Genomic DNA, 25,541 nt, shown 5'->3' on the forward strand with positions numbered 1-25,541 from the left:
TATGGAGATAATAAAAAGGTTTACTCATATTACATTAGTAGTTGACTGATTTTAAGGTTTATGATAATTTTACGGTGTGAAATATGTAGCTACTATCACAATTACATTTACAATAGTTTTCAATGCATAGGAGAGAAATTATGAAAAAAATAAATTTATGGCTTGAAAAATTTATTTTAAAACACTATAAAAAAATTGATGTAAATGACGATATTTATTTTTACTTATTGTATATCTGCAAGATTACTGTACTATTTTTTATATTAGGAATCCTTTTCTTTATCTTTTACAAATTGTCAAGTTTTGAAAGAATATTTGGTATCTCTCTGTATGATCTTGCTAAAGAATCAATGTCGGGTAGTTTAATTGGTCTTATTATTTCTCTAAGTATTTATTTTTTCAAAAAATAATAATTCCTATAAAATTATATATAATCATAACCACCGGCTGAGCCGGTGGTTTGTTTTGCCCCTATAAGGGGCTGTTACCGGCAGCATTCCATGCTTCGAACCTTCTTTCTCGTGCACCAATTTTCACAGCTGGTGCTAAAGCACCTTATTTTTTGCTTTTGTTTACTTGCTCACCCGTAAACGGGTCAACAAATTCTTTAATACTTATTTGATCTGCCATGTAATCTTCTTTTAATTGATTTTTTATATATTCTTGTATCTTTTTTGCATTCTTTCCTGCTGTGTCTACATAGTATCCTCTGCACCAAAAATGTCTATTTCCATATTTATATTTTAAGTTTGCATGCCTATCAAATATTATTAGACTACTTTTCCCTTTTAAATAGCCCATTGTTTGAGATATGCTGTATTTCGGTGGAATTTCTAACAACATATGGATATGATCTGGACAGCATTCTGCTTCTATTATATTTATTCCTTTTCTATCACATAAATCCCTTAATATTTTTCCTATATCTTGTTTTAATCTTCCATATATTACTTGCCTTCTGTATTTTGGAGCAAATACTACGTGATACTTACAATTCCATGATGTATGTGATAAACTATTTTTATCCATTTTAGGATACCTCCCTTTTCTATTTATGCTACTGCCAGTAACATTAATAGTTTATCACGGGAGGTTTTTTGCTTGAAGCTAAAGCTTATTTTCCTACCACCAGCATAGCTGGTGGTTTATTCATGCTAAAGCGTACAAAAAAGTGTCCTTAGACTTTTTACAGTTTAAGGACACTTCTTTTTTATCTTTTAATTTTTATTTATTTTTTCTTGAATCTTACTTTCTTTTGGATTTCTCCTGCAACTAGTGGGATAACTGATGCTCCAAGTACAACTCCTATTTCTTTTGGTCCTAGGTCCATTAGTCCAAAGGCGTCGTTTAATACTGGTACATAAATTACTACTAGCATTAGTATGAAGGAGAATAATGTTGCAAATACTAATTTTTTGTTTGTGAATACTCCAATTTCAAATACAGTCTTGTCAATTGATCTTGATGTGTAAGCTCTTAAAAGTTCACAAATAATTAGGGCTGAGAAGGCCATTGTCCTTGCGTGTCCAAGTCCCTCGCCTGTTCCATACCACTTAAGTCCTACAAAGTAAGCAAGTAGAGTTGCTACTGTGATTGCAATAGATTGGATAGCAACTGTGATTTTTATTTCTGTGTCAAGGATTGGCTCGTCTGGATCACGTGGTTTTTCATTCATTATGTCTGCCTCTCCTCTTTCAACTCCAAGTGCAAGTGCTGGGAAGGAGTCTGTAACAAGGTTAAGCCACAATAATTGAATTGGAATTAGTGGCACTGGAAGGTTTAATAGGATTGAAATTAAAACTATTAAAACTTCTCCAAGGTTACATGAAAGTAAATATGCAACGAACTTCTTGATGTTGGAATAAATAATTCTTCCTTCTTCAACTGCATTTACAATTGTCGCAAAGTTGTCGTCTGTCAAAATTACCTCTGCAGTATTTTTTGCAACGTCAGTACCTGTTATACCCATGGCAATACCAATGTCTGCCTTCTTAATTGCTGGGGCGTCGTTAACACCGTCACCAGTCATGGCAGTGATGTGGCCATTTTGTTTTAGGGCTGTAACGATTTGAACCTTATTTTCTGGAGAAACTCTTGTGAAGACAGATTTTTCTTTTACAATTTCTCTCATTTCTGCTTCAGACATTTCGTTGAGTTCCCTACCCATGATTGCTTCATCATCATGTTCTGCAATCCCAAGGTCCTTTGCAATGGCAAGACCTGTTTCAAGGTAGTCACCTGTAATCATAATTGGTCTTATGCCTGCAGTCCTACATTCTTTTATTGCTGCCTTTGCTTCTGGTCTTGATGGGTCAATCATACCTGTTAGTCCAACAAAAACCATGTCTTTTTCAATATTTTCTGATGTTACTTCACTTGGCATGTCGCTGTGTTTTCTATAAGCGTAGCCTAGACATCTTAGGGCTGATCTTGCGAACTCGCTATTCTTTTCTAAAACTTCTTCTCTTAATTTTTCATCAAGGTCTACTTCTTTTCCATCAATTAAGATTTTGCTACATCTATCAAGAACAACGTCTGGTGCTCCCTTTGTGAAGGATGTGATGTCATCAAAAATCTTGTCGTGGAAAGTTGTCATCATCTTTCTGTCAGAGTCAAAAGGAATTTCTTCAATTCTGTCAATATTACTATAAAGTTCCTTAAGTCCATTTCCTGCTTTTTCTGCAAAAGTAAGAAGGGCACCTTCAGTTGGGTCTCCAATAATTGACGCTTCCTCACCCTTAACTTGTAATTTTGCATCATTAGTTAGGGCCGCAATAGAAGAAAGAATTTTAATATTTTCATCTTCTTCGATAGTAACTTTTGAGTCCTTTCTTGTTACATCACCTTCTGGAGAGTAACCAGTTCCTGAAACATCGTAAACGTGTCCGTCAGTAAATACCTTTACAACAGTCATTTCGTTTTGTGTAAGTGTACCAGTCTTGTCGGAACAAATTACTGTAGTTGTTCCAAGAGTTTCTACTGCCAAAAGTTTTTTTACAATGGCATTTTTTTCTGCCATCTTGCCCATACCAATTGAAAGTACAATTGTTACAATTGCTGGTAGTCCTTCTGGAACTGCTGCTACTGCAAGGGAAATTGCAGTCATAAACATTTCTCTTGGGTCGTGCTTATAAAGTACACCAACTGCAAGAACTACTGCACAAATTACAAGGACTAAAATACCAAGAGTCTTTGAAAGTTTTGCAAGTTTTCTTTGGAGGGGAGTTTGTTCATCTCCAACTGTGGCAATTGAAGTAGCAATCTTTCCAATTTCTGTTTCGTGACCAGTTTCTACAACAAGTCCCATACCCCTACCGTAAGACACAATAGTTGATGAGTAAGCCAAGTTTTCCCTGTCACCAATTTCCATTTTGCCATCATAAATAACACTTGCATCCTTTTCTACTGGAACTGATTCACCAGTAAGGGATGATTCATCAATTTTTAAGTTTGATGACTCAAGAAGTCTTAGGTCTGCTGGGACAATATCTCCAGTTTCAAGGATGATAATATCTCCTGGCACAAGTGTGTTTGAATCAACTTCAACATGGTCTCCATCTCTTATGACCTTGGCCTTTGGTGAAGACATCTTTTGTAGGGCTGCAATTGCTTCCTCTGCTCTACCTTCTTGATAAATTGATAGAAAAGCGTTGACAATTACAATGGCCACAATTATTCCTGCATCGAGGGCCTCACCATTGAAGGCAGATACAAGGGCTGCTGCAATTAAAATGATAATCATTGGGTCAAGGATTTGTTCCTTTAGCTTTTCTCCAAAGGATTTTTTCTTTTCTGCTGCAAGAGCATTGTCCCCATATTTTTCAAGCCTAGTCTTGGCTTCATCTTGACTTAGTCCCTTTTCTTTCGTAGTGGAAAGATTTTTTAGGGCTTCGTCAGGGGACTGGTTATACCAATTTTTTTCCATAATTCCTCCTTTAAATACAAAAAGAGACCGATTGTTACATCGGTCTCACATACTTAATAATAAGCTTTCCAGCCGGGCTATGCCGTAATGACGACTGAAAATTTAAAAGTTACTCCCCTAAGTGAGTAAATTATATCAAATTATTTTGCCTAAAACAATCTATAAATCTTTAATAAATTATTTTTATTTCTTTGGAGTAAGTTTTGTCATTCCTCCCATATAAATTTGTAGAGGTTCTGGAATTCTAACGCTGCCATCTTCTTGAAGTAGATTTTCTAAGAAGGCAATTAACATTCTTGGTGGAGCAACAACAGTGTTGTTTAATGTGTGGGCAAAGTATGTGCCATCCTTGCCACGAAGTTTGATGTTAAGTCTTCTTGCTTGGGCATCGCCAAGATTTGAACATGATCCAACTTCAAAATATTTATTTTGTCTTGGAGAGAAGGCTTCAACGTCAAGAGACTTAACCTTTAAGTCTGCCAAGTCACCAGAACAACATTCAAGAGTTCTAACAGGAATGTCTAGTGAACGGAAGAAATCCACTGTGTTTTGCCATAATTTTACATACCAGTCCTTAGATTCTTCTGGCTTACAAATTACAACCATTTCTTGTTTTTCAAATTGGTGGATCCTGTAAACTCCTCTTTCTTCAATACCATGAGCTCCAACTTCTTTTCTAAAGCAAGGTGAATATGAAGTAAGGGCAAGTGGCATATCTTCTTCTGGATTAATTGTGTTTATATATTTACCAATCATTGAGTGTTCAGAAGTACCAATTAAATAAAGGTCTTCGCCTTCAATCTTATACATCATGTCTTCCATTTCTGCGAAACTCATAACGCCAGTAACTACGTCTGATCTTATCATAAATGGTGGAATGTGGTATTCAAAACCACGATCAATCATAAAGTCTCTTGCATAAGCTAGGATTGCAGAGTGAAGTCTTGCAATATCTCCCTTTAGGTAGTAGAAACCTGCGCCTGATGTGTTTCTTGCAGAGTCAAGGTCAATTCCGTTAAAGCTTTCCATGATGTCAATGTGGTAAGGAACTTCAAAGTCAGGAATTACTGGTTCGCCAAATCTTTCAAGCTCAACATTTTCGCTGTCGTCTTTTCCTATTGGCACTGTTTCGTCCATCATTTGTGGGATAACTTGCATCCTCTTCTTAAGTTCTTCAGCAAGATCTCTTTCAGCAGCTTCAAGATTTGTTATTTCTTCATTTATTTCAGCAACTTTTTTCTTTGCTTCTTCTGCCTTGTCCTTTTCTCCCTTTTGCATAAAGCCACCAATCTCTTTTGAAGTTTGGTTTTTTTCTGCACGAAGGTTGTCGCCCTTAGTCTTTGCTGCTCTAAGGTCTTCGTCAATTTTTCTAACTTCGTCAACTAGTGGAAGCTTGTCATCTTGGAATTTCTTTTTAATGTTCTCTTTGACTGCTTCTGGGTTTTCTCTTACAAATTTAATGTCTAGCATATATCCTCCCTTAAAATAAAAAAAGCCCCTCAATCCCTAAAGGGACGAGAGACCCGCGTTGCCACCCTAATTAACCAAATGGTTCACTTAAAATTACATAGACTATGAGGTGGATTCATCTTAAAAACTTTACAAGTTTCCACCAGCCACCTGCTCTCTTAAAAACTTTTTAAAATTACTATTCTCAATTATCGCCTTTTTTAGTTTTTTTTATTATAACATAAGGAAAAATAAGTTCAAGCTTTTTGTATTTTAAAGTAGTTTTATTAATATGAATTGATGGAATTTTATAAAATATGTATAATAAGGTTGAGGACATACAGATGGTGGTTGCTCTTTACTTTTATGGTAAAGGGGGTGATTGCAATGTCAGATTTTGAAATTTTAAGCATCATGCTAAAATTTATTGGTTTGATTATTGCTGTATTAGCCCTGTTTCTAAATAAGAAATAGCACAAATAAAATACCACCTGTATTGCACTACAAGTGGTATTAAATAAATATCAACTTAGAGCAACCGTCGCTTGTGCCCGAATGGGTATAAACGGTGTCCTCTTTATCTTTATTATAACACAATATTTCTATTTTTAAAGGCTAGCAAGCCTTTTTTTTTTAGTTAATCATTTCCATTTTATTGAATTGATGGAATTCTCTAAAATATGTATAATATAGATGAGGACATACATTGGTGGTTGCCCAATTTAATTATTGGGAGGTGCAACATGAGTGATTATGAATTGATATCCATAGTGATAAAAATCCTAACACTTATCGTTGGCATCCTAACACTTTATAAAAAAGATTAGGAAATAAAAATACCACCTGTATCGACTTAGGTGGTATTTCTTTAATATTAAACCTAAGGGCGACCATCTTTCATGGTGTCCTCTTTATCTATATTATAACATAATATTCCTATTTTTAAAGGCTGCTAAGCCTTTTTTTATTTTTTAAGATACTTTATAAGGGCAAGGATTGCCAAGATTATAAGTACAAAAATTCCTATGTAAATCCCCAAGCCAAGAATTAAAGCAATAAGTGAATTAGAAGTAGTAAAAGCCATAATGATTCCTCCTTTATACTTTTTTATATTATAACAATATAATTAATCTTTTACAAAATTTATTTACGCACATAATTTTTTCTTTTTGTTATAATAGGCAAGAGGTGATGAAATGAGAGAGTTTTTACTTTCACAAGGCGTTTCAGAAGATCTACTTAAGGGAGTAGATGAATTTATAGAAAAACATGATTTAAATAAGGATTTTGAATATAGAATCCCAAATATAAAATATAAATATTACGGCAAAAAAACTTGGGAGAAGGCCATCGCTGCAATCTTATCTGGCGACAACATCCTCCTCTCTGGACCAAAGGCAACGGGCAAAAATGTTTTGGCAGAAAACTTGGCATATCTCTTTAAGAGACCACTTTGGACAGTCTCTTTAAACATTGCATCAGACCCATCAAGTTTAATTGGATCTGATACCTTTAAAAACAACGAAGTTACTCTTAAGAAGGGACCAGTTTATGAAGCTGCAGAGGAAGGTGGTTTTGCAGTCTTTGATGAAATTAATATGGCAAAGAACGAAGCCCTTTCTGTTGTCCACTCCACTCTTGACTACAGAAGAGTTTTAGACATTTCTGGCTACGACAGATTAAATCTTAACGACGCAACAAGATTTATTGCCACAATGAACTACGGCTATATTGGTACTCGTGACCTTAACGAAGCCTTAGTTTCAAGATTTTTGGTGATCGACATTCCAACAATATCAGAAAGTGACTTGGCAAAGTTATTTAAGGAAAACACAAAATTAAACAAGGATGCCATAAAGATTTTCACAAGACTATTCTTAGACCTTCAAGAGAAATCTCTTAACTCAGAAATTTCTTCCAAGGCCATAGACCTTCGTGGACTTATATCAAGTATTGAACTTATGAATCGTGGTCTTGGCATAAGAGAGTCTCTTGACCTGGGTATCGTTGACAAGACCTTTGACTCTTACGAAAAAGAAATTGTCAATGATGTCATTGACACTCTTTTTGTAAAAAATATTGAAAGAGCTGATCTCTTTGAAGGATGAAAATAGGCTAAAAAATATTTTTTGGACCCTTTCAGACTTCTATGACTTTGATATTTTTAAATTTTCACTAAAACCAGAGGACTCCTATGAGGCTGCCCTACTTGGTTATGCTGCTAGGTATTTTGATTTCTATGTACTTGACGACTTCTTCAAGAAGTATGTAAATTCTTTAAACAACAAAAAGGACTTGTGGGAAATTTCAAAATTAGTTTTGGAAAATATTTTTTCAAAAGAAATGATTTTGGAAAGACCTGGGACCCTTGATTTTAAAAAGGACCACGATGAAGAAATCTTAAAAAATTTAAATAGACGAAAAATTATAATGACAACAGAACTTAAAATTGGCTACATCAGAAAAGAAAGAGGCCAGTATCCCAAAGTTCAAAAAGTCTTGGAAGAGATGTTGGGAGAAATTTATAATTTTAAGGAAAGAGACACCTTCAAGTATCTTGACTTCCTAAGATATATTTTCAAAAAATATTTTCACGTAAACAAGGACCTTCCCCATGACACAGAAGAGTCCTATGAAGAATTCAAGAAAGAAGCTAAATCCAATTCTACTTCCAAGAAGAATTCTCCCTATCAGAGAAAAAATTTCAAGGACAATACTTTTCTCGAGAGGTACAACATTGAGTCAGCTGAGTTTACATTTTTTAACGACGATTTCAGAGACATTAACGTCATAGAAGATGCTCCCGTGAATAAGTTTGGAGACAAAAATATTTACAAGGCCCTAGTCAAACGCTATGGGATAGAAAAAATAAAAAGACACACTGCAGATAGGATTGCCCAAGAAATTTCAACAGGCATCCATGAGGAAATTAAATTTTTCTTCCCAGTAGGAGAGTTTGAAAATAAATCTTCATATTATGCTCAGGAGGAAAAGGGAAATTACTCTGACAACTTAAACTTCTATGAGAATAACAAGCTGCAAAATGCTCGTGCCATAAGAGAACTAGCTGGAGTAATAAAAAATTCCCTCTTAAAGGAATCTGAAGATGAAATATTAAAATCAACTTCTGGAAGAATTGTTCCATCAGAAATTTGGAAGACCAGAGAGTTAAATGAAGATAGGATTTTTGAAAAAATTAACAGAAAGGACTCCAATGAGATTTTTGTGGACATCCTCTTGGACTCCTCTGCTTCACAAAATGATAGGAAGGAAATCCTTGCGACGGAAACTTATATTATTGCTGAAGCCTTAACTTCTCTAAATATAAAAACCAGGGTTTTCTCCTACAACAATTTTTACAATTATCTTGTAATAAAAAAATACAGGGACTACAATGACCCGAGAATAAAAAATAAGGACATCTTCAAGTACTCCCCGTCGGGCTCCAATAGAGATGGACTTGCAATAAAATTTATGCGCCACCTTGTTTCTAAAAACAGGGATGCAAGAAGATTTTTAATTGTCTTGACTGACGGCCTTCCCTTTGACGAAATCGACATTGGAATAGTTGGTGCATCAAAGACACCTGGAGAAAATTATAAGGACGAGGAAGCTGTCATGGACACATCAAAGGAAGTTCTCTTGACAAGGCTCAAGGGGATCAACACTTTTGGAGTCTTTACTGGGGAAGAAGCAGAAAGCATGAACATCAAAAAGATTTACGGCAATGACTACGCCTATATAACTGACATAGCTCGCTTCCACAAGGTGGTTGGAATATTTTTAAAAACTTATGCAAATAAAATAGAGTAGGTTCAATGAGAAACCTACTCTATTTTTAATGCCTTTTCTATATTAAAGCCTGCCTTTACTAGGGTTATTGAATAAAATAATTTTAATATCAAATCTCCACTTTTTTGAGAGCTTGGAAGTAATATTGACGCTAATGCAAAGACAAGGACATTTAATACAATTATTAAAACTTTTTTCATTCTTTCACCTGATTATAAAATCGTGATTACTTACTTATTTAAAAAATGCTTACAAGCTTTCTCCATCCTATTTAGACCTTCGACTATGTCATCATAAGAAGATGCATAGGAAAATCTAACAAAGCCTTCTCCTGCACTTCCGAAAACTGTTCCTGGAACTATGGCAACACATTCTTCATCAAGAAGATAATTGCAAAATTCTTCTGAAGAAACTCCTAGGTCCTTAATGTTAATAAAGGCATAAAAGGCACCGTCTGGAGCATTAAGGCTAAGTCCTTCAATAGAATTTACCTTTTCAACAATGTAGTCACGTCTTCTCTTGTATTCCTTAACCATTTCTTGTGAGCCTTCATTTCCTGCCTTAAGTGCAGTGACTCCCCCATGTTGAACAAAGGAAGTTGCACAAGAAGTGTTGTGTTGGTGGATAATATTTAGGACCCTTATAAATTCTTCTGGAGCTGCAACATAAGCAAGACGGAAGCCTGTCATGGAATAAGTTTTTGAAAAACCATTAATTGTAATAGTCCTTTCCTTCATTCCATCAAGGGATGCCATGGAGATATGTTTCTTATTTCCATAGACAATTTTTTCATAAATTTCATCAGAAATTACTAAGATGTCTTTTTTCTTTGCAAAGTCAGCAAGCTTTTCCAAGGTTTCTAATGTGAACATAGATCCAATTGGGTTTGATGGGTTAATAATTACTATGGCCTTAGTTTTTTCTGTTACAAGACCTTCAAGCTCATCAAAATCAATTTGGAAGTCATTTTCTTCTGCAAGGCTGTATCTCACCGGCACTGCTCCCATAATGTGGGCTGTGTTAACATAGTTTGGCCAGCATGGGTTTGGAAGAAGAATTTCATCTCCTTCTTCTAAGATTAGTGAATAAGAATCGTAAATTGATTCAGTTGCACCTGCTGTTATCAAGACTTCCTTTGCAGTATAGTCTAAATTATTTTCATTTCTAAGTTTTTCAGCCACAGCTTCTCTTAGAGGCATAATGCCGTAATTTGATGTATAAAAAACATCTCCATCTTCGATGCTCTTAATAGTTGCATCTTTAATTACCTTTGGAGTGTCAAAGTCTGGTCTGCCTACTTCAAAGTGGTAGATCCTTTTGCCGGCTCTTTCCATCTCAATAGTTTTTTCATTTATCTTTCTAATACCAGATGGTCCCACCTTGTTAAACTTACTACAAATAAAATCTCTCATGATTTCCTCCCTACGAATTGATTATTTCTTCGATTTTGCTTCCTTCTACATTTCCACCTGTGATAATAAGAACAAGCTTGTCCCTGTCATCATATTCTATTTTGCCTTCTAAAATTGCACCAAGTCCAATAGCAGAAGAAGGCTCAACAATTAATTTCTCTTTATTATACAATAAATCTAAAGCTTTTTTAAGATATTTATCTTGGCAAGTAACTACATCGTCAACAAGATCTCTTACAATAGGAAATACATGGTCTCCTGGCTTAACAGAAAGAAGTCCATCAGCAAGAGTTTCTCCCCTCTTAACTTCACTAGGTTGACCTTCTTCAAGTGACAGAGTGTATCTGGCAACATTTTCTGGCTCAACCCCAATGACCTTAGACCATCTTGTAACTCCCTTGGTGTACATGGCAATACCAGAGATTAGTCCGCCACCACCAATGGGAACAATCATCTTCAAGTGGTCCATCTTGTTTAGAATCTCTACTGCAATAGTTCCTTGACCTTCAGAAACATCTAGGTCGTCAAAGGGATGGATGAAAGTCATGCCCTCCTTGTCAGCAATTTCCTTTGCCACTTCAAATCTCTTTTCCACAGTCGTAATTTCAATTTCTGCCCCAAGGTCTCTTATCATTTGCCTCTTTGTCTCAGTAGAAGTATCTGGCAAGACAATCTTCGCTGGAATTCCCAAGATTTTTGCACAAGTTGCAATCCCCTTGCCATGGTTGCCAGAAGAAGCAGTTACAACTCCCTTTTTCAATTCTTCATCAGAAAGTTTTCTAATTTTATTTAAGGCACCCCTTATCTTAAAGGAATTTGTCTTTTGCATATTTTCAAGTTTTGCATAGACAGATGTGCCAAGCATTTCAGATATGTGATTAAGTCTCACCAAGGGAGTTTCATAAATGTAGTCCCTAATTCTTTCTCTAGCTTTTATCGTTTCCTTGTATCCGTTTCTATAATCCATTTTATCTCCTTTATAAATAAACAATTAGTATACTATACCCTTTTTTTGATATTATAATATGCTAAAGTGAATTTGTAAAATTAATTTGGATTTTATAAAAATCAAATAAATTCTTTTCCAATAATACTTATAAAAATAGGATCCTCTTGTTAGAAGATCCCTTTTCTTAAACTAATTTTTTTACAAAATCATTTATATTTTTATTTTTTTCTTCCAAATATTTTTCAAGGTCAGATATAATTTCTGCTCCTCCATTGGGATTCATAAAGTTGTAAGTTCCAATTTCAACTGCGGTGGCTCCTGCCATTAAGAACTCTAAGACGTCCCTATAATTTGAAATTCCTCCCATCCCAATAATTGGAATGTTTACATTTTTTGCAACTTGGTGGAGGATCCTAAGGGCAATTGGTTTTACTGCTGGACCTGACAAACCTGCGTAGGTATTGTCAAAGGGAATCTCTTCTCTATCTAAGTCAATTGCCATGCCGAGAATTGTATTTATAAGAGAAAGTCCTGTTGCACCTTCAGCTTCCACTGCCTTGGCAATGCCAACAATGTCACCAGCATTGGGAGAAAGTTTTACAAAAACTTTTTTGTTTGTCACCTTCATGACTTCTCTTACAACACTTGCTGCTGAGTCCTTGTCCATGCCAAAGGCCATGCCACCTTCCTTGACGTTAGGACAAGAAATATTTAACTCAATGGCTGCAAAGTCGTAGTCATTTAAAATTTCTGCAGACTCAATGTATTCTTCTATGGTATTGCCACCAAGATTTACTAAAACTTCTGTCCCAAGCTTATTCATGTCATGGATTTTTGTCTTAACAAATTCTTCCACTCCTGGGTTCTCAAGTCCAATTGAATTTAAAATTCCTGATGGAGTTTCCCAAATTCTTATGCCATCATTTCCTTTTTTTGGATGTCTTGTGATCCCCTTAGAAGAAATTCCTCCTAGGATCCTTGGGTCATAAAAGTCCTTAAACTCTTCCCCAAATCCATAAGTACCACTTGCCATTATTATTGGATTTTTTAATTTTATCCCTGCTAAATCTATTTTAGTCCTAGAAGTCAATTAAATCACTCCCCTTAAATATTGGTCCTTCCTTGCAAGATCTTCTTCTGCCTCTCTTTGTCTCACAAGAACAAGATAGACAGGCGCCAAGGCCACATCCCATTCTCTTTTCTAGTGAAACATAAGTAATCACGTCATGGTCTTTTGCAAGTTCAACAACTTTTTTCATCATAATTTCTGGTCCACAAGTGTAAATTAAGTCGTGGCTTTCAAAATCAATTATATCTGTTATAAAGCCGCCCTTTTTAATTTTTATGTCACAATCAATATCCTTAAAGGCATTTTCAAGTTCAAGCTCTTCCCTTTCTCCAATATAGAGGGTGATTTTTGAAGAAGGTTTTAGTTTTTGAATCTCTTTAATTAAATAGTGGAAGGGAGCAACTCCAACTCCACCACCTACTAGGGCAACTTCATCTACATTTGCATAGAAGGCATTGCCAAAAGGACCAAATAATTTAATTTCATCGCCTTCCTTTAAGCTTTCAAGGATCTTTGTTCCCTCTCCTCTTTTTTCTATTAAGAAGTCAACTCCATCAGTGACGTCATAAACTGAAATTGGCCTTGAAAGAGTTGGATAAGATTCCCAGGCCCTTAGCATAAAAAATTGTCCTGGATAAACTTTTACGTCTAAATCTGTTCTCAATATGAAGTAGTCCTTACATACATCAATATTTTCTATTATCTTTGCCATATCATTCTCCATATGTGGTTACTGTGTCACAATATTCGCACTTGTATTCCTTCTTATCCCTATCATATAAGAAAAACTTGTGACCGGGTACTTCTCTTTCAGAATTTGTTATGCATCTTGGGTTCTTGCAAGTCAAGACATCTTCAACAAGTTCTGGCATCTCCATGCGGATTTTTTTGACCCTTTCGCCATCTTCTATAAAGTTAACAGTTGTGTGAGGGGCAATAAGTCCCAAGACTGTGAAGTCCAAGTCGTAATCTGTCTCGATTTTTATTAAGTCCTTCTTACCCATGGAAGTTGAGAAAATATTTTGCATAAGTACAACTGGATCTGTCACCTTGTCAAGTTCAAGGGCCTTGTAAAGAACATGGGCCCTGCCTGCTTCTATATGGTCAAGTACAATTCCTTTTTTTATTTTTGAAACATTTATCATTTTCTAGCCTCCAAAAGTCTCATGATCAGTGCCATCCTACCATACATTCCAAACTTTGTTTGCTCAAAGTAAACTGCACGTGGGTCCTTGTCCACCTCAGGTGCAATTTCATTTACCCTTGGTAGAGGATGAAGAATAATCATGTCCTCTTTTGCATTTTTTAACTTTTCTTCATTTAAAATATAGTAGTCCTTTAATCTTTCATACTCATCTGAAGAAACAAATCTCTCCTTTTGAACTCTTGACATGTAAAGGACATCTAGGTCGTCAATTACACTTGCAAGATCCCTAGTCTCCTCGTAGTTTTCCTTATCTATAAAGTTTTTAAAGGGATCTGGCATCTTGAGTTCCTCAGGTGAAATAAAAATAAATTTCACATTTTCATACCTATTAAGGGCTCTCACAAGAGAGTGGATTGTCCTTCCAAATTTTAAGTCTCCACAAAGCCCCACGGTTAAGTCGTCAAAGGATCCTTTGTAGTTTCTAATTGTTATTAGGTCTGCAAGAGTTTGAGTTGGGTGGAAGTGACCACCATCTCCTGCATTTATAATTGGCATAGTCTTCACTACCTTTGATGCCATAAGTGCTGCCCCTTCCTTTGGGTGACGCATGGCACAAATATCGGCGTAGTTTTCTATAACTCTTATTGTATCGAGTAGAGTCTCACCCTTTGTCGATGAGCTTACTCCTGCATCAGAAAATCCTATAACTTGTCCTCCAAGCCTTAGCATTGCAGTCTCAAAGGAAAGTCTTGTCCTGGTAGAAGGCTCAAAAAAAAGACTAGCTAATAACTTATTGTCGCAAACATGAGAATAATCATCTGGCTTTGCAATAATGTCATCAACTAGTCTAAAAATTTCTTCGTATTCTTCAGTTGTAAAATCTAGTGGCTCAATTAAATGTTTCATCCTAACCTCCATCTAATATTTTATCTTATCCATAGTACTTCAAATTTTTATAATTGTAAAGTATAATAGAAAAAATATCTTATACTTACGAAATTAAAATTTAAGGAGCAATTATGATTTATTTAATACTAGGACATTCTGGTTCAGGCAAATCAACTATAAGAAATGCCCTGACTTCACACGGAATAAAAAAAATAATTACTTACACGACGAGATCGCCAAGAGTCTCTGAAGTGGATGGCATGGATTATAACTTTATCGACCAAGAGATTTTTAAGAAGATGGACCAAGACAATTTATTTATTGGGACAACTTGCTATGTGGGAAATTACTATTCAACCCTCAAGGAAGACCTTGAAAAAAATAACAACAAGGACAGTGACTGTGTAATTGTAGTTGATAAGGAAGGGGTCCTTGCAATAAAAAATGATTTTGAAAATGCAAGGTCAATTTATCTCAAGTGCTCAAGGGAAACTTTAAGGGACAGGATGATAAAGAGAAATGACCATGCAAATGATATCGAAAAGAGACTTGATGTCTTAGAAGACCTTGATCCCTATGCAGACTACATCATCGATGCTGACAGGGACATAGACTCTGTCTTTGAAGATGTTATTAGCCTAATCAAAAATATTAAAGAGGGAAAATGATTTTCTTTTCCTTGACAATTTAATTTCTAGTGTTATTATAAATTTATAAGTTAATAAAATTCTTCAGGGCGAGGCGCAATTCCTCACCGGCGGTAAAGTCCGCGAGCGAAAGCTGAATTGGTGCAATTCCAATACCGACAGTATAGTCTGGATGAAAGAAGATAATTTTTTTTGAATTTTAGAGCCCTGCATGGGCTCTTTTTTTATAGGTGATTTAATGTATTTAGAAGATTTTAACGATATCTTTTACATGGAACGTGCCCTTGAAATTGCAAGAGAGGGAACTGGCAAGACAAAGACCAACCCCCTTGTTGGCTGCGTGATTGTAAAAGATGACAAGATAATTGGACAAGGTGCCCACCTAAAGTTTGGTGACAACCATGCAGAAGTAAATGCAATCTTAGATGCCAAATCTCGTGGCGAAGACATAAGAGGTGCAACTTTATATGTAAACCTTGAACCCTGCTCCCATTATGGGAAGACTCCTCCCTGTGCTGAGAGGATTGTAAAGGAAGGGATAAGGAGGGTTGTCATTGGAACAGCCGACCCCTTTGAAAAAGTTTCTGGCAGGGGAATTAAAATTTTAGAAGATGCAGGAATTTCTGTCACAGAAGGTCTTTGCGAGGAAGAATGTTTAAACCTAAATGAGAGATTCTTCACTTACTTAAAAAATAAGAGACCCTTTGTTGTCTTAAAGGCTGGCATGTCCCTTGATGGAAAAATTGCAACAGAGACTGGAGAGTCCCAATGGATAACTTCAGAATTTTCAAGAGCTCATGGTCACGAACTCAGGGGCCAGCTTGATGCAATTATGGTGGGTATTGGAACTATCCTTGCTGATGACCCTACTCTTAACACCCGCCATGGCAAATATAAAAATAATCCCATAAGGATCATCACAGATTCAAGTTTGAGGATTCCTCTTGATGCCAAGGTACTAAGAGATGACTTGGAGTCAATCTGTATCATAGCAACAACAGAAGCTTGCGACAAAGAAAAGCTAGAGAAATTAAAATCTATGAAGAATGTTGAAATCCTAATTTGTAAAGACAAGGACAAGAAGGTTGACCTTAAAGACCTCATGGAAAAATTAAAGGACTACGACATCTCCTCCATCCTACTTGAAGGTGGAAGGACCTTAAATGCAGAGATGCTAAAAAATAAGTTAGTTGATAAATTTTACTTTTTTATTGCTCCAATCCTACTTGGGTCCAAGGGCATACCTGCCATAGGAGATCTTGAAATAGACGAGCTAAAGGATGCAATAAGGATTAAGGACATGAAGTCCGAAAAATTATTTGATGACATACTAGTCACTGGAAGGTGTGATTAAAATTTTCACAGGAATTATAGAAGAAATTGGAAGCCTTAGTGACATTAAAAGAGAAAGTGACCTCTACAGCTTGAAGGTTTCTTGCAGCAAAGTTTTAGAGGGCACAAAGAGAGGCGATTCTATTGCAACAAATGGAGTTTGCCTAACTGTCACAGAACTGGGCCAAGACTTTTACAAGGCAGATGTTATGGTTGAGACAATAAATTCTACAACTTTTAAGAATTTAAAAAGAGGAGAAAAACTAAATCTTGAAAGAGCCTTAAGTCCTTCCAAGAGACTTGACGGCCACATAGTCCAAGGTCACGTGGATGGACTTGGCGAGATAATTTCTATCCTCAACCACGGAAATGAAATTGTCTACAGGATAAAGTTCGACTCCGATAATTTTAAATACATTGCCCCCAAGGGGTCCATTGCCCTTGACGGTATAAGTCTTACTGTCTCAAAGGTTGGAGAAAAATATTTTGAAGTTTCAATTATTCCAACTACTATTAGGGACACCAATCTCATAAATAAAAAAGTTGGAGACATGATTAATATAGAGACTGATATAATTGGCCGCTATGTCTACAATTTTGTAAATACAAAAACAGAAAGCAAAATTACAAAATCATTTTTACTAGAAAATGGTTTTTAAATTGAGAGGAGATAAAATGAAAGTTAATTCTATTGAAGAAGTTGTTGAAGCTCTTAAAAAGGGCGAAATTGTCATAGTAACTGACGAACCAGATAGAGAAAACGAAGGCGACATGATCCAGGCAGCAGAGTTTGCCACTGGAGAAAGTCTAAACACCATGGCTTCCCTTGCCAAGGGCCTAATCTGTATGCCAATGTCAAAGGAATACGCAGAAAAATTAAAATTAAATCAAATGGTGGCAGACAACACTGACAACCACGAAACTGCCTTTACAGTTTCTGTTGACCACGTGGACACGACTACAGGTATTTCCGCTTGGGAAAGAGCCCTAACTGCCAACAAGCTTGCAGAAGATGACGCAAAGCCAGAGGACTTTAGAAGACCTGGCCACATGTTCCCACTTGTGGCAAAGAAAGATGGAATCTTCGTGAGACGTGGTCACACTGAAGCAACTGTTGATCTTTTGAAAATTGCTGGACTCAAGGAAGTGGGACTTTGCTGTGAAATTATGCAAGATGATGGTCACATGATGCGTGGCGAAGACCTATTTAAACTGGCACAAGAGCTTGACATGAAGATAACAACAACTGAAGAGCTCCTTCTTTATAGGAAGAGACATGAAAAAATCGTAGAAAAAGTTGCCGAAGCAAAACTTCCAACAAAGTTTGGAGACTTTAGGGCTCATGCCTACATCGACAGAGTAACTGGAGAACACCACATAGCCCTTGTCAAAGGAGAAATCGGCGACGGAATGGATGTATTAACGAGAGTTCACTCTGAATGTTTAACTGGCGACTGCTTTGGATCATCAAGATGTGACTGCGGCAACCAACTCCACCTTGCCATGAATCAAATCGACAAGGAAGGAAGAGGTATTCTCTTATACATGCGTCAAGAAGGCCGTGGAATTGGACTTGTAAATAAGATCAAGGCCTATGCCCTTCAAGACCAAGGCATGGATACAGTTGAGGCAAACTTGGCTCTAGGTTTCCCAGAAGATGCAAGAGACTATTCAACTGGCGCACAAATCCTTGAAGACCTTGGAGTTAAAGAGTTGAGACTACTCACAAACAATCCAGACAAGGTTTATTCACTTCAAGAATTTGGCATGAAGATAAAGGAAAGAGTGCCAATAGAAATTCACTCAACAAAACATGACGAGTTTTATTTGAGAACTAAGGCAGAAAAGATGAACCACATCTTATCAGAATTTAAGAAAGAAGATTAATTTATTTTATAAAATTTTTAAAAATTGGAGGAAATATGAAAGTTTACAGTGCAAATTTACAATCACAAGGAAAGAAATACGCAATAGTTTTGGCAAGATTTAACGAGTTTATAGTTTCAAAATTATTAGACGGCTGTCTTGATGGTCTAAAGAGACATGGAGTAAATGAAGAAGAAATCGAAGTAATTTGGGTTCCAGGATCCTTTGAAATCCCACTAGCTGCCAAGGCTCTTGCCCAAAGCAAAAAGTACGACGCAGTCATTGCCCTAGGCGCAGTTATAAGAGGAGCAACTACCCACTACGAACTTGTATCAGCTGAGGTTGCCAAGGGAATTGCTTCATCTTCACTTGAAACTGGAGTGCCAATTATCTTTGGAGTTATCACAACAGAAAATATTGAACAAGCCATTGAAAGAGCTGGTACAAAGGCTGGCAACAAGGGCTTCGATGCTGCAACAGCTGCTATTGAAATGGCCAACCTACTTGGTGAGATTCGTGGATAAACAATCTATAAGGGAAGAACTTAAAAATGTCAAAAGCATAATTTTTGACTTTGACGGGACCCTCCACGACACCATAAAAATTTACTACCCTGCCTTCTCAGAAGGAGTTAAAATATTAAAGGAACATGGTTATGCAAAAGACTTTGAACTTTCTGAAGACAATGTAAAAAGATTTTTGGGCGAGAAACCAAACTTTGCTTACGACCTCTTGGCAAAAGAGGCTGATGAAGACTTTAAGATAAAAGTCATGACCCATGTTGGTCAGAAGATGGACGAAAATATAAGAAATAAGGTTGGAAAGCTCTATGATGGGACAGAGGAAGTCTTGGAAAAACTTTCAAAGACCTACGACCTCTACATTCTTTCCAATTGTCGCGAGTCCTACCTAGACCAAGCCCTTGATATATATGGAATAAAAAAATATTTCAAAAAGTATTACGCAGCAGAAACTTTTGACTTCATACCTAAGGACGAAATCATAAGGCAGGAGAGAAAAAATCTCAAAGAAGAGATTATCTTTGTTGGCGACAGGCACCACGACATGGATGCAGCCCACAAAAATAATCTTAGGAGCATCTTCTGTACCTATGGCTTCGGACCAGAAGACGAAGGCAAAGATGCAAATTACAAGATTAATTCCATAAGAGAAATGTTAGAAATCCTATAATTCATTAAAAATTAAATCGTGAAATTTTATTTAGCCGAAAAAATAATTTAAAAATATCTTGTAAGATAAAAAAGATAAGGAAATAAATTCTTTTTTATTAACATTAAATTTTGTAAGATTAAATTCGACACAAATTAAAAATATTATTAACCCTAACAAAAAAGGAGGACTTCATTGTCCTCCTTTTTAATCCGTTAAATAAAGCTTCTGATAAACAAACCAAAATATATTTTTTATCTATATACAATATATATTTTATAATCGTTTTAAGATTCATTAATACATTAGAACCTTTTTTCAATTTAATTCCCTAATTTAATAAATATATTAAACTTTTAATTTGATTTTAATAAGATAAATTGAAGAAAGTATCAATATAATAGAAAAAATTAGACTTCTCAAATGTATATCATTGAATTCTTGAATTAATACTAAACTAAAAGTATAAACAGCACCAGCTATCATAAAGAAAACTTCATTATTTGAAAACTTTATATTATCTTTAAACATAGCTTTAAATATTTTTACAAAACCAACAACTATAAATACATAATATACAATATCCATTATAGCCATCAATGCTTTATTTCCAGAATATAAGTATAATTTAGTTCCCAAATAACTGAATAGTAAAGCAATTAAAGAAATTAAAAGTATATTCTTTATATCTAATTCTTTCTTCATATTAACCCTCCTATAATATAAAATTATTTTAATTATATTATAAAACAAATTATTTTTAAATCAATGAATATAAAATATTTTGTGATATCGTTATCATCTTATTATACCAAATCGAGTAGGAGGTAGATGATTAATTCATCTACCTCCTCTCACACCACCGTACGTACGGTTCCGTATACGGCGGTTCTACAGTTTAATATGAACTTTATTGTAATAGCTGACTAGGGATATATAGCCCCTTTCAGCTATTCTTTTATTATTTAAAAGACTCTGCCTTTTCCCTTGAAGCATTCCAAAGCTCGTTGGCCTTCTTATTCCAATTCATAGCATATGGTGTAGTCTTTTCTTGTAATTCTTCAGCACTTTCTGGCTCAATCATGTCAGTGTTTTTTGCACCAGAATCATTAACTATCTTAGTAAGTCTTCCAGGGTTTTCAAGCATTGGGCATGGCTTTAATAAGTTTTTATTAAAAGGTTGGTTGTCGTGGAATCCCATAAATAGAGGACTCATTAGACATTCTTTAATAGTTTTTTCTCTGATGTTTGAGTCAGAATAGTGGATGAAAACGCAAGGCTCCATGTCACCTAAAGAGTTAATGTGGAAGTAGTTTTTACCACCAGCTATACAACCATTGATGAATTCCCCATCATTTTGAAAATCAATTGTAAAAATATTTTGAGGATATTCAGCTGACCTAATTTCCCTAACCTTGTGGTAGACATATTCTCTTTGGTCTGGGTCAAGAAGAAGACTTGTGTCTGCTCCCTTTCCAACAGGCATGTAATGGAAGTACCAAGCAAGCCTACATCCATGATCTACAAGCATTTTTATAAATTCGTCGTCTGTCACATACTCATAGTTCTTACTTGTGTAACAAATAGAAGCTCCATAAAGAAGTTTGTTTTCCTTCATTAGGTCCATAGCCTTCATAACTTTTTTGAAGACTCCGTCTCCCCTTCTAAAGTCTGTTGATTCTTCTGTACCTTCAATACTTAGGGCAAAGGAAATATTTCCAGCTTCCTTAACTTCTTTACAAAATTCTTCATCAATCAAAGTTCCATTTGTAAAAACGTGGAAGGCAGAATCATTAAATTCTTTTGCAAGCTTAATTACATCATCTTTTCTCACGAGTGGTTCTCCACCAGTTAAGATAAAGAAATAAGTTCCCAGTTCATTTCCTTGTCTTACAATGCTTGCCATTTCTTCATAAGTTAAATTGTTTTTGTGACCATATTCAGCAGCCCAGCAGCCAGTACATTTTAAGTTGCAAGCAGAAGTTGGGTCAAATAAAATTGTCCAAGGTATGTTGCAATTATATTCTTTTTGAAGTTTGTTCCTCAAAGAATTTCCCTTGTATGCAGCATTGTAACCTACGTTTTTTACAGAGGTCTTTACAATGTTTTCGTCAATTCCATTTACAATGTCACTACCAAAGGAAACCCACTTTGAATTTTCATCTTTTAATTCATTTCTTACTCTTTCAAGCCCAGCTTTTGCAGAGTTTTCATCTTTTGATGATGGCATCATAAATTGGTCAAAGACATTTACAACTTCTAGCATCCCCTTTTGAGGATCCTTCTTTACCCTCTTGTAGGCAAGATTAAGAGCAGATGTAAATATTTTTTCATCCCTTTTGTCCTTTAAATTTTCTCTAAAAGATTTCTTATCACTTTTATTTTCTTCAGGTGGAGTCAATAAGCTTTCATTAGTATTTTCTTTATAATTAACTTTCATAATTAACCTCCTAGATGTTTTTAAGTAAAATATTTCTGAACAACGTTCAATTTATTTATATTTTACTACAAAAGGAGATAAATTTAAAGGTATTTATATTAAGTTATTAGAATTAATTCAATCTTCTTTAGATTTTTTATGTTTTAATTTAAAGAAAGTAATTTTTCTAATATTTAATTAAAAATAGATAAGGCATCATTGCCTCTTTTTAATGGAATTAATATTAAATTACTTTCTTCTTGAATTTTAGATTAAAATAAATATCCATATTAAAATTTCTAAGAAGATAAATTTGTTTTTAAATTTATTACAAAAAATCCCTAACAAAATAGCTAGGAAAATATTATTAAAATAATTTCAAAAATAATCGATAAATCTAATAAAGTTTTTTTGCTAATAATTTTTCCATGCAATCAACCCCACTTATATTTAAAGAAAATATATTATTAAATTAAGAAAGTGATTTAAGGAACTTACATAAAAGTTTTCATAAAAAAAGAAGGCCTAAGCCTTCTTTAAAATTTAAATTATTAATATTTGTAAAATCCTTCGCCAGTTTTTCTTCCAAGTAGACCTGCCCTAACCATTTTCTTAAGAAGTGTGTGTGGTCTGTACTTTGGATCGCCGAATTCTGTGTAGAGAACTTCCATGATTGCAAGAACAACGTCAAGTCCTACAAGGTCTCCTAGTGCAAGAGGTCCCATTGGGTGATTTGCACCAAGTTTCATTGCTGTATCAATGTCTTCAACAGATGCAATGCCTTCTGCGTAAATACCAATTGCTTCGTTGATCATTGGAATTAAAATTCTATTTACAACGAAACCAGGAGCTTCGTCAACTTCCACTGGAGTCTTGCCAATTTCTTTAGAAAGTTCAATAATCATGTCCTTAACTTTAGGATCAGTTTTCTTTCCAGAGATTACTTCAACAAGTTTCATAGCTGGAACTGGGTTGAAGAAGTGCATACCAATTACTTTTTCAGGTCTTTGTGTAGCTGCACCAATGTCAGTTATTGAAAGAGATGAAGTGTTTGATGCTAGAACAGTTTTTTCATCGCATTTTTCACATAATTCTGTAAAGATAGCTTTTTTGATTTTTGGATTTTCTGTAGCTGCTTCAATAATAAGGTCACAGTCAACTACATCTTCAATATCACTTGAATATTTAAGATTTGCTAGGGCCTTATCCATTTCTTCTTTAGTCATTCTTTCTTTAGAAACATTTTTTTCATAACCCTTAGTTATTTTATTTTTAGCATTTTCTAGTGCTTCTGGTGCAATGTCTCTAACTATTACTTCGTGATGAGTTGCAAGTACTTGAGCAATACCTGCTCCCATAGTACCTGATCCAATTACTGCTATTTTCATTGTTATCTCCCTCTTTTATTCCCCTGTAAATTCTGATTTTCTCTTGTTTAAAAATGCATCCATGCCTTCTTTTTGGTCATTAGTTGCAAAACATAGGCCAAAGTGAGTTTTTTCAATTTGCATAGCTGTATCAATGTCTGTTTGTGATCCATTGATAATTGATTGCTTAGCGTATTCAACAGCCTTAGGAGCGTGAGATGCAATTTTATTTGCCATTTCAAGAGCCTTATCTAAAAGTTCTTCTGGTTCGTAAACATGGTTTACAAGTCCAATTTGGTAAGCCTTGTCAGCACCAATCATTTCTGTTGTGTAGATAAGTTCTTTTGCATATCCTGGTCCAATTACCCTTGAAAGTCTTTGAGTTCCACCAAAGCCTGGTGTGATTCCAAGACCAACTTCTGGTTGACCAAATTTTGCCTTAGTTGATGCAAGTCTAATATCACAAGCGATAGAGATTTCGCATCCACCACCAAGGGCAAAGCCATTTACTGCTGCAATAACTGGAACTCTACATTTTTCTATTTCCATAAATGTATCCATACCAAGTTTTGCAAAGTCATAAGCTTCACTTGCAGTAAAGTTTGCCATTTCTGCAATATCGGCACCAGCAACAAAGGATTTACCTGCTCCTGTTATGATTATACATCTTATATCTTCGTCAACATTTGAGAAGAAGTGGTGAAGTTCTTTTAACATAGCAGAGTTAAGAGCGTTTAGGCTCTTTTCTCTACTAAGTGTTATAATAACAACTCCATTCTCTTTTTCTTCTACTATTAAATATTTATAGTCCATTTGGATTAGTCCCTTCCTACGATAAGAGCTGTTCCCATTCCTCCACCGATACAAAGTGTAGCAAGTCCTTTCTTAGAATCTCTCTTCTTCATTTCGAATAATAGAGTTATTAAGATTCTAGCACCACTTGCTCCAATTGGGTGACCTATAGCAATAGCTCCACCGTTTACGTTAACTTTATCTACGTCAAAGCCCATTTCTTTGTTAACTGCACATGCTTGAGCTGCGAAAGCTTCGTTAGCTTCAATTAGGTCAAGATCTTCTGCCTTAAGTCCTGCAATTTCAAGTGCCTTAGTTGATGAAGGGATTGGTCCAGTACCCATGATCTTAGGATCGACACCTGCTGTTGCATAAGAAACAATGTATGCAAGAGGTTCTACTCCAAGTTCTTTTGCCTTTGATTCTTTCATTAGTACAAGCATAGCTGCACCATCGTTAATTCCAGATGCGTTACCTGCTGTAACTGTACCACCATCTTTTTTGAAAGCTGGTTTAAGTTTTGCAAGTCCTTCTGCAGTTACTCCTTCTCTAATGTGTTCATCAGTGTCAACTACAGTTACATTGCCTTTTCTATCTTTAACTTCTACAGGAACGATTTCGTCTTTAAATCTTCCTTCTTTTCTTGCTTTTTCTGCATTGTTTTGAGATCTTGCAGCAAGTTCATCTTGCATTTCTCTAGTAATGCCGTATTTTTCAGCTACGTTTTCAGCTGTAATACCCATGTGGTAGTCGTTGAATGCGTCCCAAAGACCATCTTTAATCATTGTGTCAACAACTTTTTTGTCGCCCATTCTTGCTCCCCATCTTTCATTCATAAGGGCATATGGTGCCATTGACATTGATTCAGTACCACCTGCTAGTACGATTTCAGCATCTCCAGCTTTAATAACTTGAGCTGCTAAACTTACTGCACGAAGTCCTGATCCACAAACGATGTTAAGTGTAACTGCTGGAGTCTTGATATCAATTCCTGCTCCAAGAACAACTTGTCTTGCAACGTTTTGTCCTTGTGCTGCTTGAAGTACGTTACCAATGTAAGCTTCGTCTACCATATCAGGTTTAACATTCGCTCTCTTAAGTGCTTCTTTTGCAGCAATTGAACCAAGTTCTACTGCAGAAGTGTTTTTGAATTGACCTCCAAAACTACCTACAGCTGTTCTTGCAGCTGATGCTATAACAATTCTATCTTCCATGTTTTCCTCCTTATTACTACCATGTGGCATAAGCCACTGAAATAAATAATTTCTCCCTTTGATTTGTACAAGTTGTGCGAGTGAAAATATTATTTCTCTCTTA

The 25,541-nt window shown here is 35.5% G+C and carries 24 protein-coding genes, 1 riboswitch and 1 other annotated feature; of the genes, 9 read left to right on the top strand and 15 right to left on the bottom strand.

The window, feature by feature from the left end:
• Positions 1–140: 140 nt before the first annotated feature.
• The gene (locus I6I93_RS02465; RefSeq protein ID WP_112889307.1) at positions 141–410 is read left to right on the top strand and encodes a hypothetical protein; all 270 of its coding nucleotides are present in this window, start codon (positions 141–143) and stop codon (positions 408–410) included.
• A gap of 145 nt (positions 411–555) precedes the next feature.
• Here the strand turns inward: I6I93_RS02465 and tnpA are convergent, their stop codons facing one another.
• From tnpA to serS, 3 genes are all read right to left on the bottom strand, one after another.
• The gene (gene tnpA / locus I6I93_RS02470) at positions 556–1,029 is read right to left on the bottom strand and encodes an IS200/IS605 family transposase (protein ID WP_005955379.1); all 474 of its coding nucleotides are present in this window, start codon (positions 1,027–1,029) and stop codon (positions 556–558) included.
• Positions 1,030–1,228: 199 nt separating this feature from the next.
• The gene (locus tag I6I93_RS02475) at positions 1,229–3,925 is read right to left on the bottom strand and encodes a cation-translocating P-type ATPase (RefSeq protein WP_112889308.1); all 2,697 of its coding nucleotides are present in this window, start codon (positions 3,923–3,925) and stop codon (positions 1,229–1,231) included.
• Positions 3,926–4,108: 183 nt separating this feature from the next.
• Positions 4,109–5,395: a serine--tRNA ligase gene (gene serS / locus I6I93_RS02480; protein ID WP_112889309.1), complete on the bottom strand. Its 1,287-nt coding sequence runs from the start codon at positions 5,393–5,395 to the stop codon at positions 4,109–4,111.
• A gap of 37 nt (positions 5,396–5,432) precedes the next feature.
• Positions 5,433–5,596, bottom strand: a binding site (T-box leader).
• 974 nt (positions 5,597–6,570) lie between these two features.
• Between serS and I6I93_RS02485 the strand changes: the two genes are divergently transcribed.
• Positions 6,571–7,482 (top strand): AAA family ATPase, encoded by a 912-nt coding sequence (locus tag I6I93_RS02485; protein WP_112889310.1) that lies wholly within the window; start codon positions 6,571–6,573, stop codon positions 7,480–7,482.
• A complete protein-coding gene (locus I6I93_RS02490) occupies positions 7,472–9,187 on the top strand; it encodes a vWA domain-containing protein (protein WP_112889311.1) in 1,716 nt (571 codons plus the stop codon). Before I6I93_RS02485 ends, I6I93_RS02490 begins: the two co-directional genes overlap by 11 nt.
• Positions 9,188–9,201: 14 nt before the next feature.
• On the opposite strand, the gene I6I93_RS02495 is transcribed toward I6I93_RS02490, so the two are convergent.
• The 7 genes from I6I93_RS02495 to pyrB form a co-directional block, all read right to left on the bottom strand.
• Positions 9,202–9,366: a hypothetical protein gene (locus I6I93_RS02495; RefSeq protein ID WP_172605449.1), complete on the bottom strand. Its 165-nt coding sequence runs from the start codon at positions 9,364–9,366 to the stop codon at positions 9,202–9,204.
• A gap of 30 nt (positions 9,367–9,396) precedes the next feature.
• On the bottom strand, positions 9,397–10,578 hold the full coding sequence (locus I6I93_RS02500; protein WP_112889312.1) for a pyridoxal phosphate-dependent aminotransferase: 1,182 nt from the start codon (positions 10,576–10,578) through the stop codon (positions 9,397–9,399).
• Between the two features lie 10 nt (positions 10,579–10,588).
• On the bottom strand, positions 10,589–11,545 hold the full coding sequence (locus I6I93_RS02505; RefSeq protein ID WP_112889313.1) for a threonine ammonia-lyase: 957 nt from the start codon (positions 11,543–11,545) through the stop codon (positions 10,589–10,591).
• 166 nt (positions 11,546–11,711) lie between these two features.
• The gene (locus I6I93_RS02510; protein WP_112889314.1) at positions 11,712–12,617 is read right to left on the bottom strand and encodes a dihydroorotate dehydrogenase; all 906 of its coding nucleotides are present in this window, start codon (positions 12,615–12,617) and stop codon (positions 11,712–11,714) included.
• Positions 12,607–13,308: a dihydroorotate dehydrogenase electron transfer subunit gene (locus I6I93_RS02515; RefSeq protein ID WP_112889315.1), complete on the bottom strand. Its 702-nt coding sequence runs from the start codon at positions 13,306–13,308 to the stop codon at positions 12,607–12,609. Before I6I93_RS02515 ends, I6I93_RS02510 begins: the two co-directional genes overlap by 11 nt.
• 1 nt (position 13,309) lies before the next feature.
• Complete coding sequence (locus I6I93_RS02520) at positions 13,310–13,741, bottom strand: aspartate carbamoyltransferase regulatory subunit (RefSeq protein ID WP_112889316.1); 432 nt, start codon at positions 13,739–13,741, stop codon at positions 13,310–13,312.
• Positions 13,738–14,649 carry an aspartate carbamoyltransferase gene (gene pyrB, locus I6I93_RS02525; protein WP_112889317.1) on the bottom strand — a complete coding sequence of 304 codons (912 nt, stop codon included), beginning with the start codon at positions 14,647–14,649 and terminating at the stop codon, positions 13,738–13,740. Before pyrB ends, I6I93_RS02520 begins: the two co-directional genes overlap by 4 nt.
• A 113-nt stretch (positions 14,650–14,762) precedes the next feature.
• Here pyrB and I6I93_RS02530 point away from each other — a divergent pair, with 113 nt between their 5' ends.
• The 6 genes from I6I93_RS02530 (at position 14,763) to I6I93_RS02555 (ending at position 19,667) form a co-directional block, all read left to right on the top strand.
• A complete protein-coding gene (locus tag I6I93_RS02530; protein ID WP_112889318.1) occupies positions 14,763–15,299 on the top strand; it encodes a guanylate kinase in 537 nt (178 codons plus the stop codon).
• 55 nt (positions 15,300–15,354) lie between these two features.
• A riboswitch (FMN riboswitch) is annotated at positions 15,355–15,466 on the top strand.
• Between the two features lie 50 nt (positions 15,467–15,516).
• Complete coding sequence (gene ribD / locus I6I93_RS02535; RefSeq protein ID WP_112889319.1) at positions 15,517–16,632, top strand: bifunctional diaminohydroxyphosphoribosylaminopyrimidine deaminase/5-amino-6-(5-phosphoribosylamino)uracil reductase RibD; 1,116 nt, start codon at positions 15,517–15,519, stop codon at positions 16,630–16,632.
• Positions 16,625–17,269 (top strand): riboflavin synthase, encoded by a 645-nt coding sequence (ribE, locus tag I6I93_RS02540; protein ID WP_112889320.1) that lies wholly within the window; start codon positions 16,625–16,627, stop codon positions 17,267–17,269. Before ribD ends, ribE begins: the two co-directional genes overlap by 8 nt.
• A gap of 16 nt (positions 17,270–17,285) precedes the next feature.
• Positions 17,286–18,497 (top strand): bifunctional 3,4-dihydroxy-2-butanone-4-phosphate synthase/GTP cyclohydrolase II, encoded by a 1,212-nt coding sequence (locus I6I93_RS02545; protein ID WP_112889321.1) that lies wholly within the window; start codon positions 17,286–17,288, stop codon positions 18,495–18,497.
• Positions 18,498–18,532: 35 nt separating this feature from the next.
• Complete coding sequence (gene ribH / locus I6I93_RS02550; protein ID WP_112889322.1) at positions 18,533–19,000, top strand: 6,7-dimethyl-8-ribityllumazine synthase; 468 nt, start codon at positions 18,533–18,535, stop codon at positions 18,998–19,000.
• On the top strand, positions 18,993–19,667 hold the full coding sequence (locus tag I6I93_RS02555) for an HAD family hydrolase (RefSeq protein ID WP_112889323.1): 675 nt from the start codon (positions 18,993–18,995) through the stop codon (positions 19,665–19,667). Before ribH ends, I6I93_RS02555 begins: the two co-directional genes overlap by 8 nt.
• Before the next feature lie 327 nt (positions 19,668–19,994).
• On the opposite strand, the gene I6I93_RS02560 is transcribed toward I6I93_RS02555, so the two are convergent.
• The 5 genes from I6I93_RS02560 to I6I93_RS02580 form a co-directional block, all read right to left on the bottom strand.
• Positions 19,995–20,351: a hypothetical protein gene (locus I6I93_RS02560; protein WP_112889324.1), complete on the bottom strand. Its 357-nt coding sequence runs from the start codon at positions 20,349–20,351 to the stop codon at positions 19,995–19,997.
• Positions 20,352–20,607: 256 nt separating this feature from the next.
• Positions 20,608–22,086: a radical SAM protein gene (locus tag I6I93_RS02565; RefSeq protein ID WP_112889325.1), complete on the bottom strand. Its 1,479-nt coding sequence runs from the start codon at positions 22,084–22,086 to the stop codon at positions 20,608–20,610.
• 530 nt (positions 22,087–22,616) lie between these two features.
• Positions 22,617–23,453, bottom strand: coding sequence for a 3-hydroxyacyl-CoA dehydrogenase family protein (locus I6I93_RS02570; RefSeq protein ID WP_070702248.1), 837 nt, complete (start codon positions 23,451–23,453; stop codon positions 22,617–22,619).
• Positions 23,454–23,468: 15 nt separating this feature from the next.
• Positions 23,469–24,245: an enoyl-CoA hydratase-related protein gene (locus tag I6I93_RS02575; protein ID WP_112889326.1), complete on the bottom strand. Its 777-nt coding sequence runs from the start codon at positions 24,243–24,245 to the stop codon at positions 23,469–23,471.
• Positions 24,246–24,250: 5 nt separating this feature from the next.
• A complete protein-coding gene (locus I6I93_RS02580) occupies positions 24,251–25,438 on the bottom strand; it encodes an acetyl-CoA C-acetyltransferase (protein WP_112889327.1) in 1,188 nt (395 codons plus the stop codon).
• Positions 25,439–25,541: the final 103 nt, after the last annotated feature.

It is taken from the genome of Peptoniphilus harei, from assembly GCF_016726485.1.
Classification (GTDB): domain Bacteria; phylum Bacillota; class Clostridia; order Tissierellales; family Peptoniphilaceae; genus Peptoniphilus_A; species Peptoniphilus_A harei.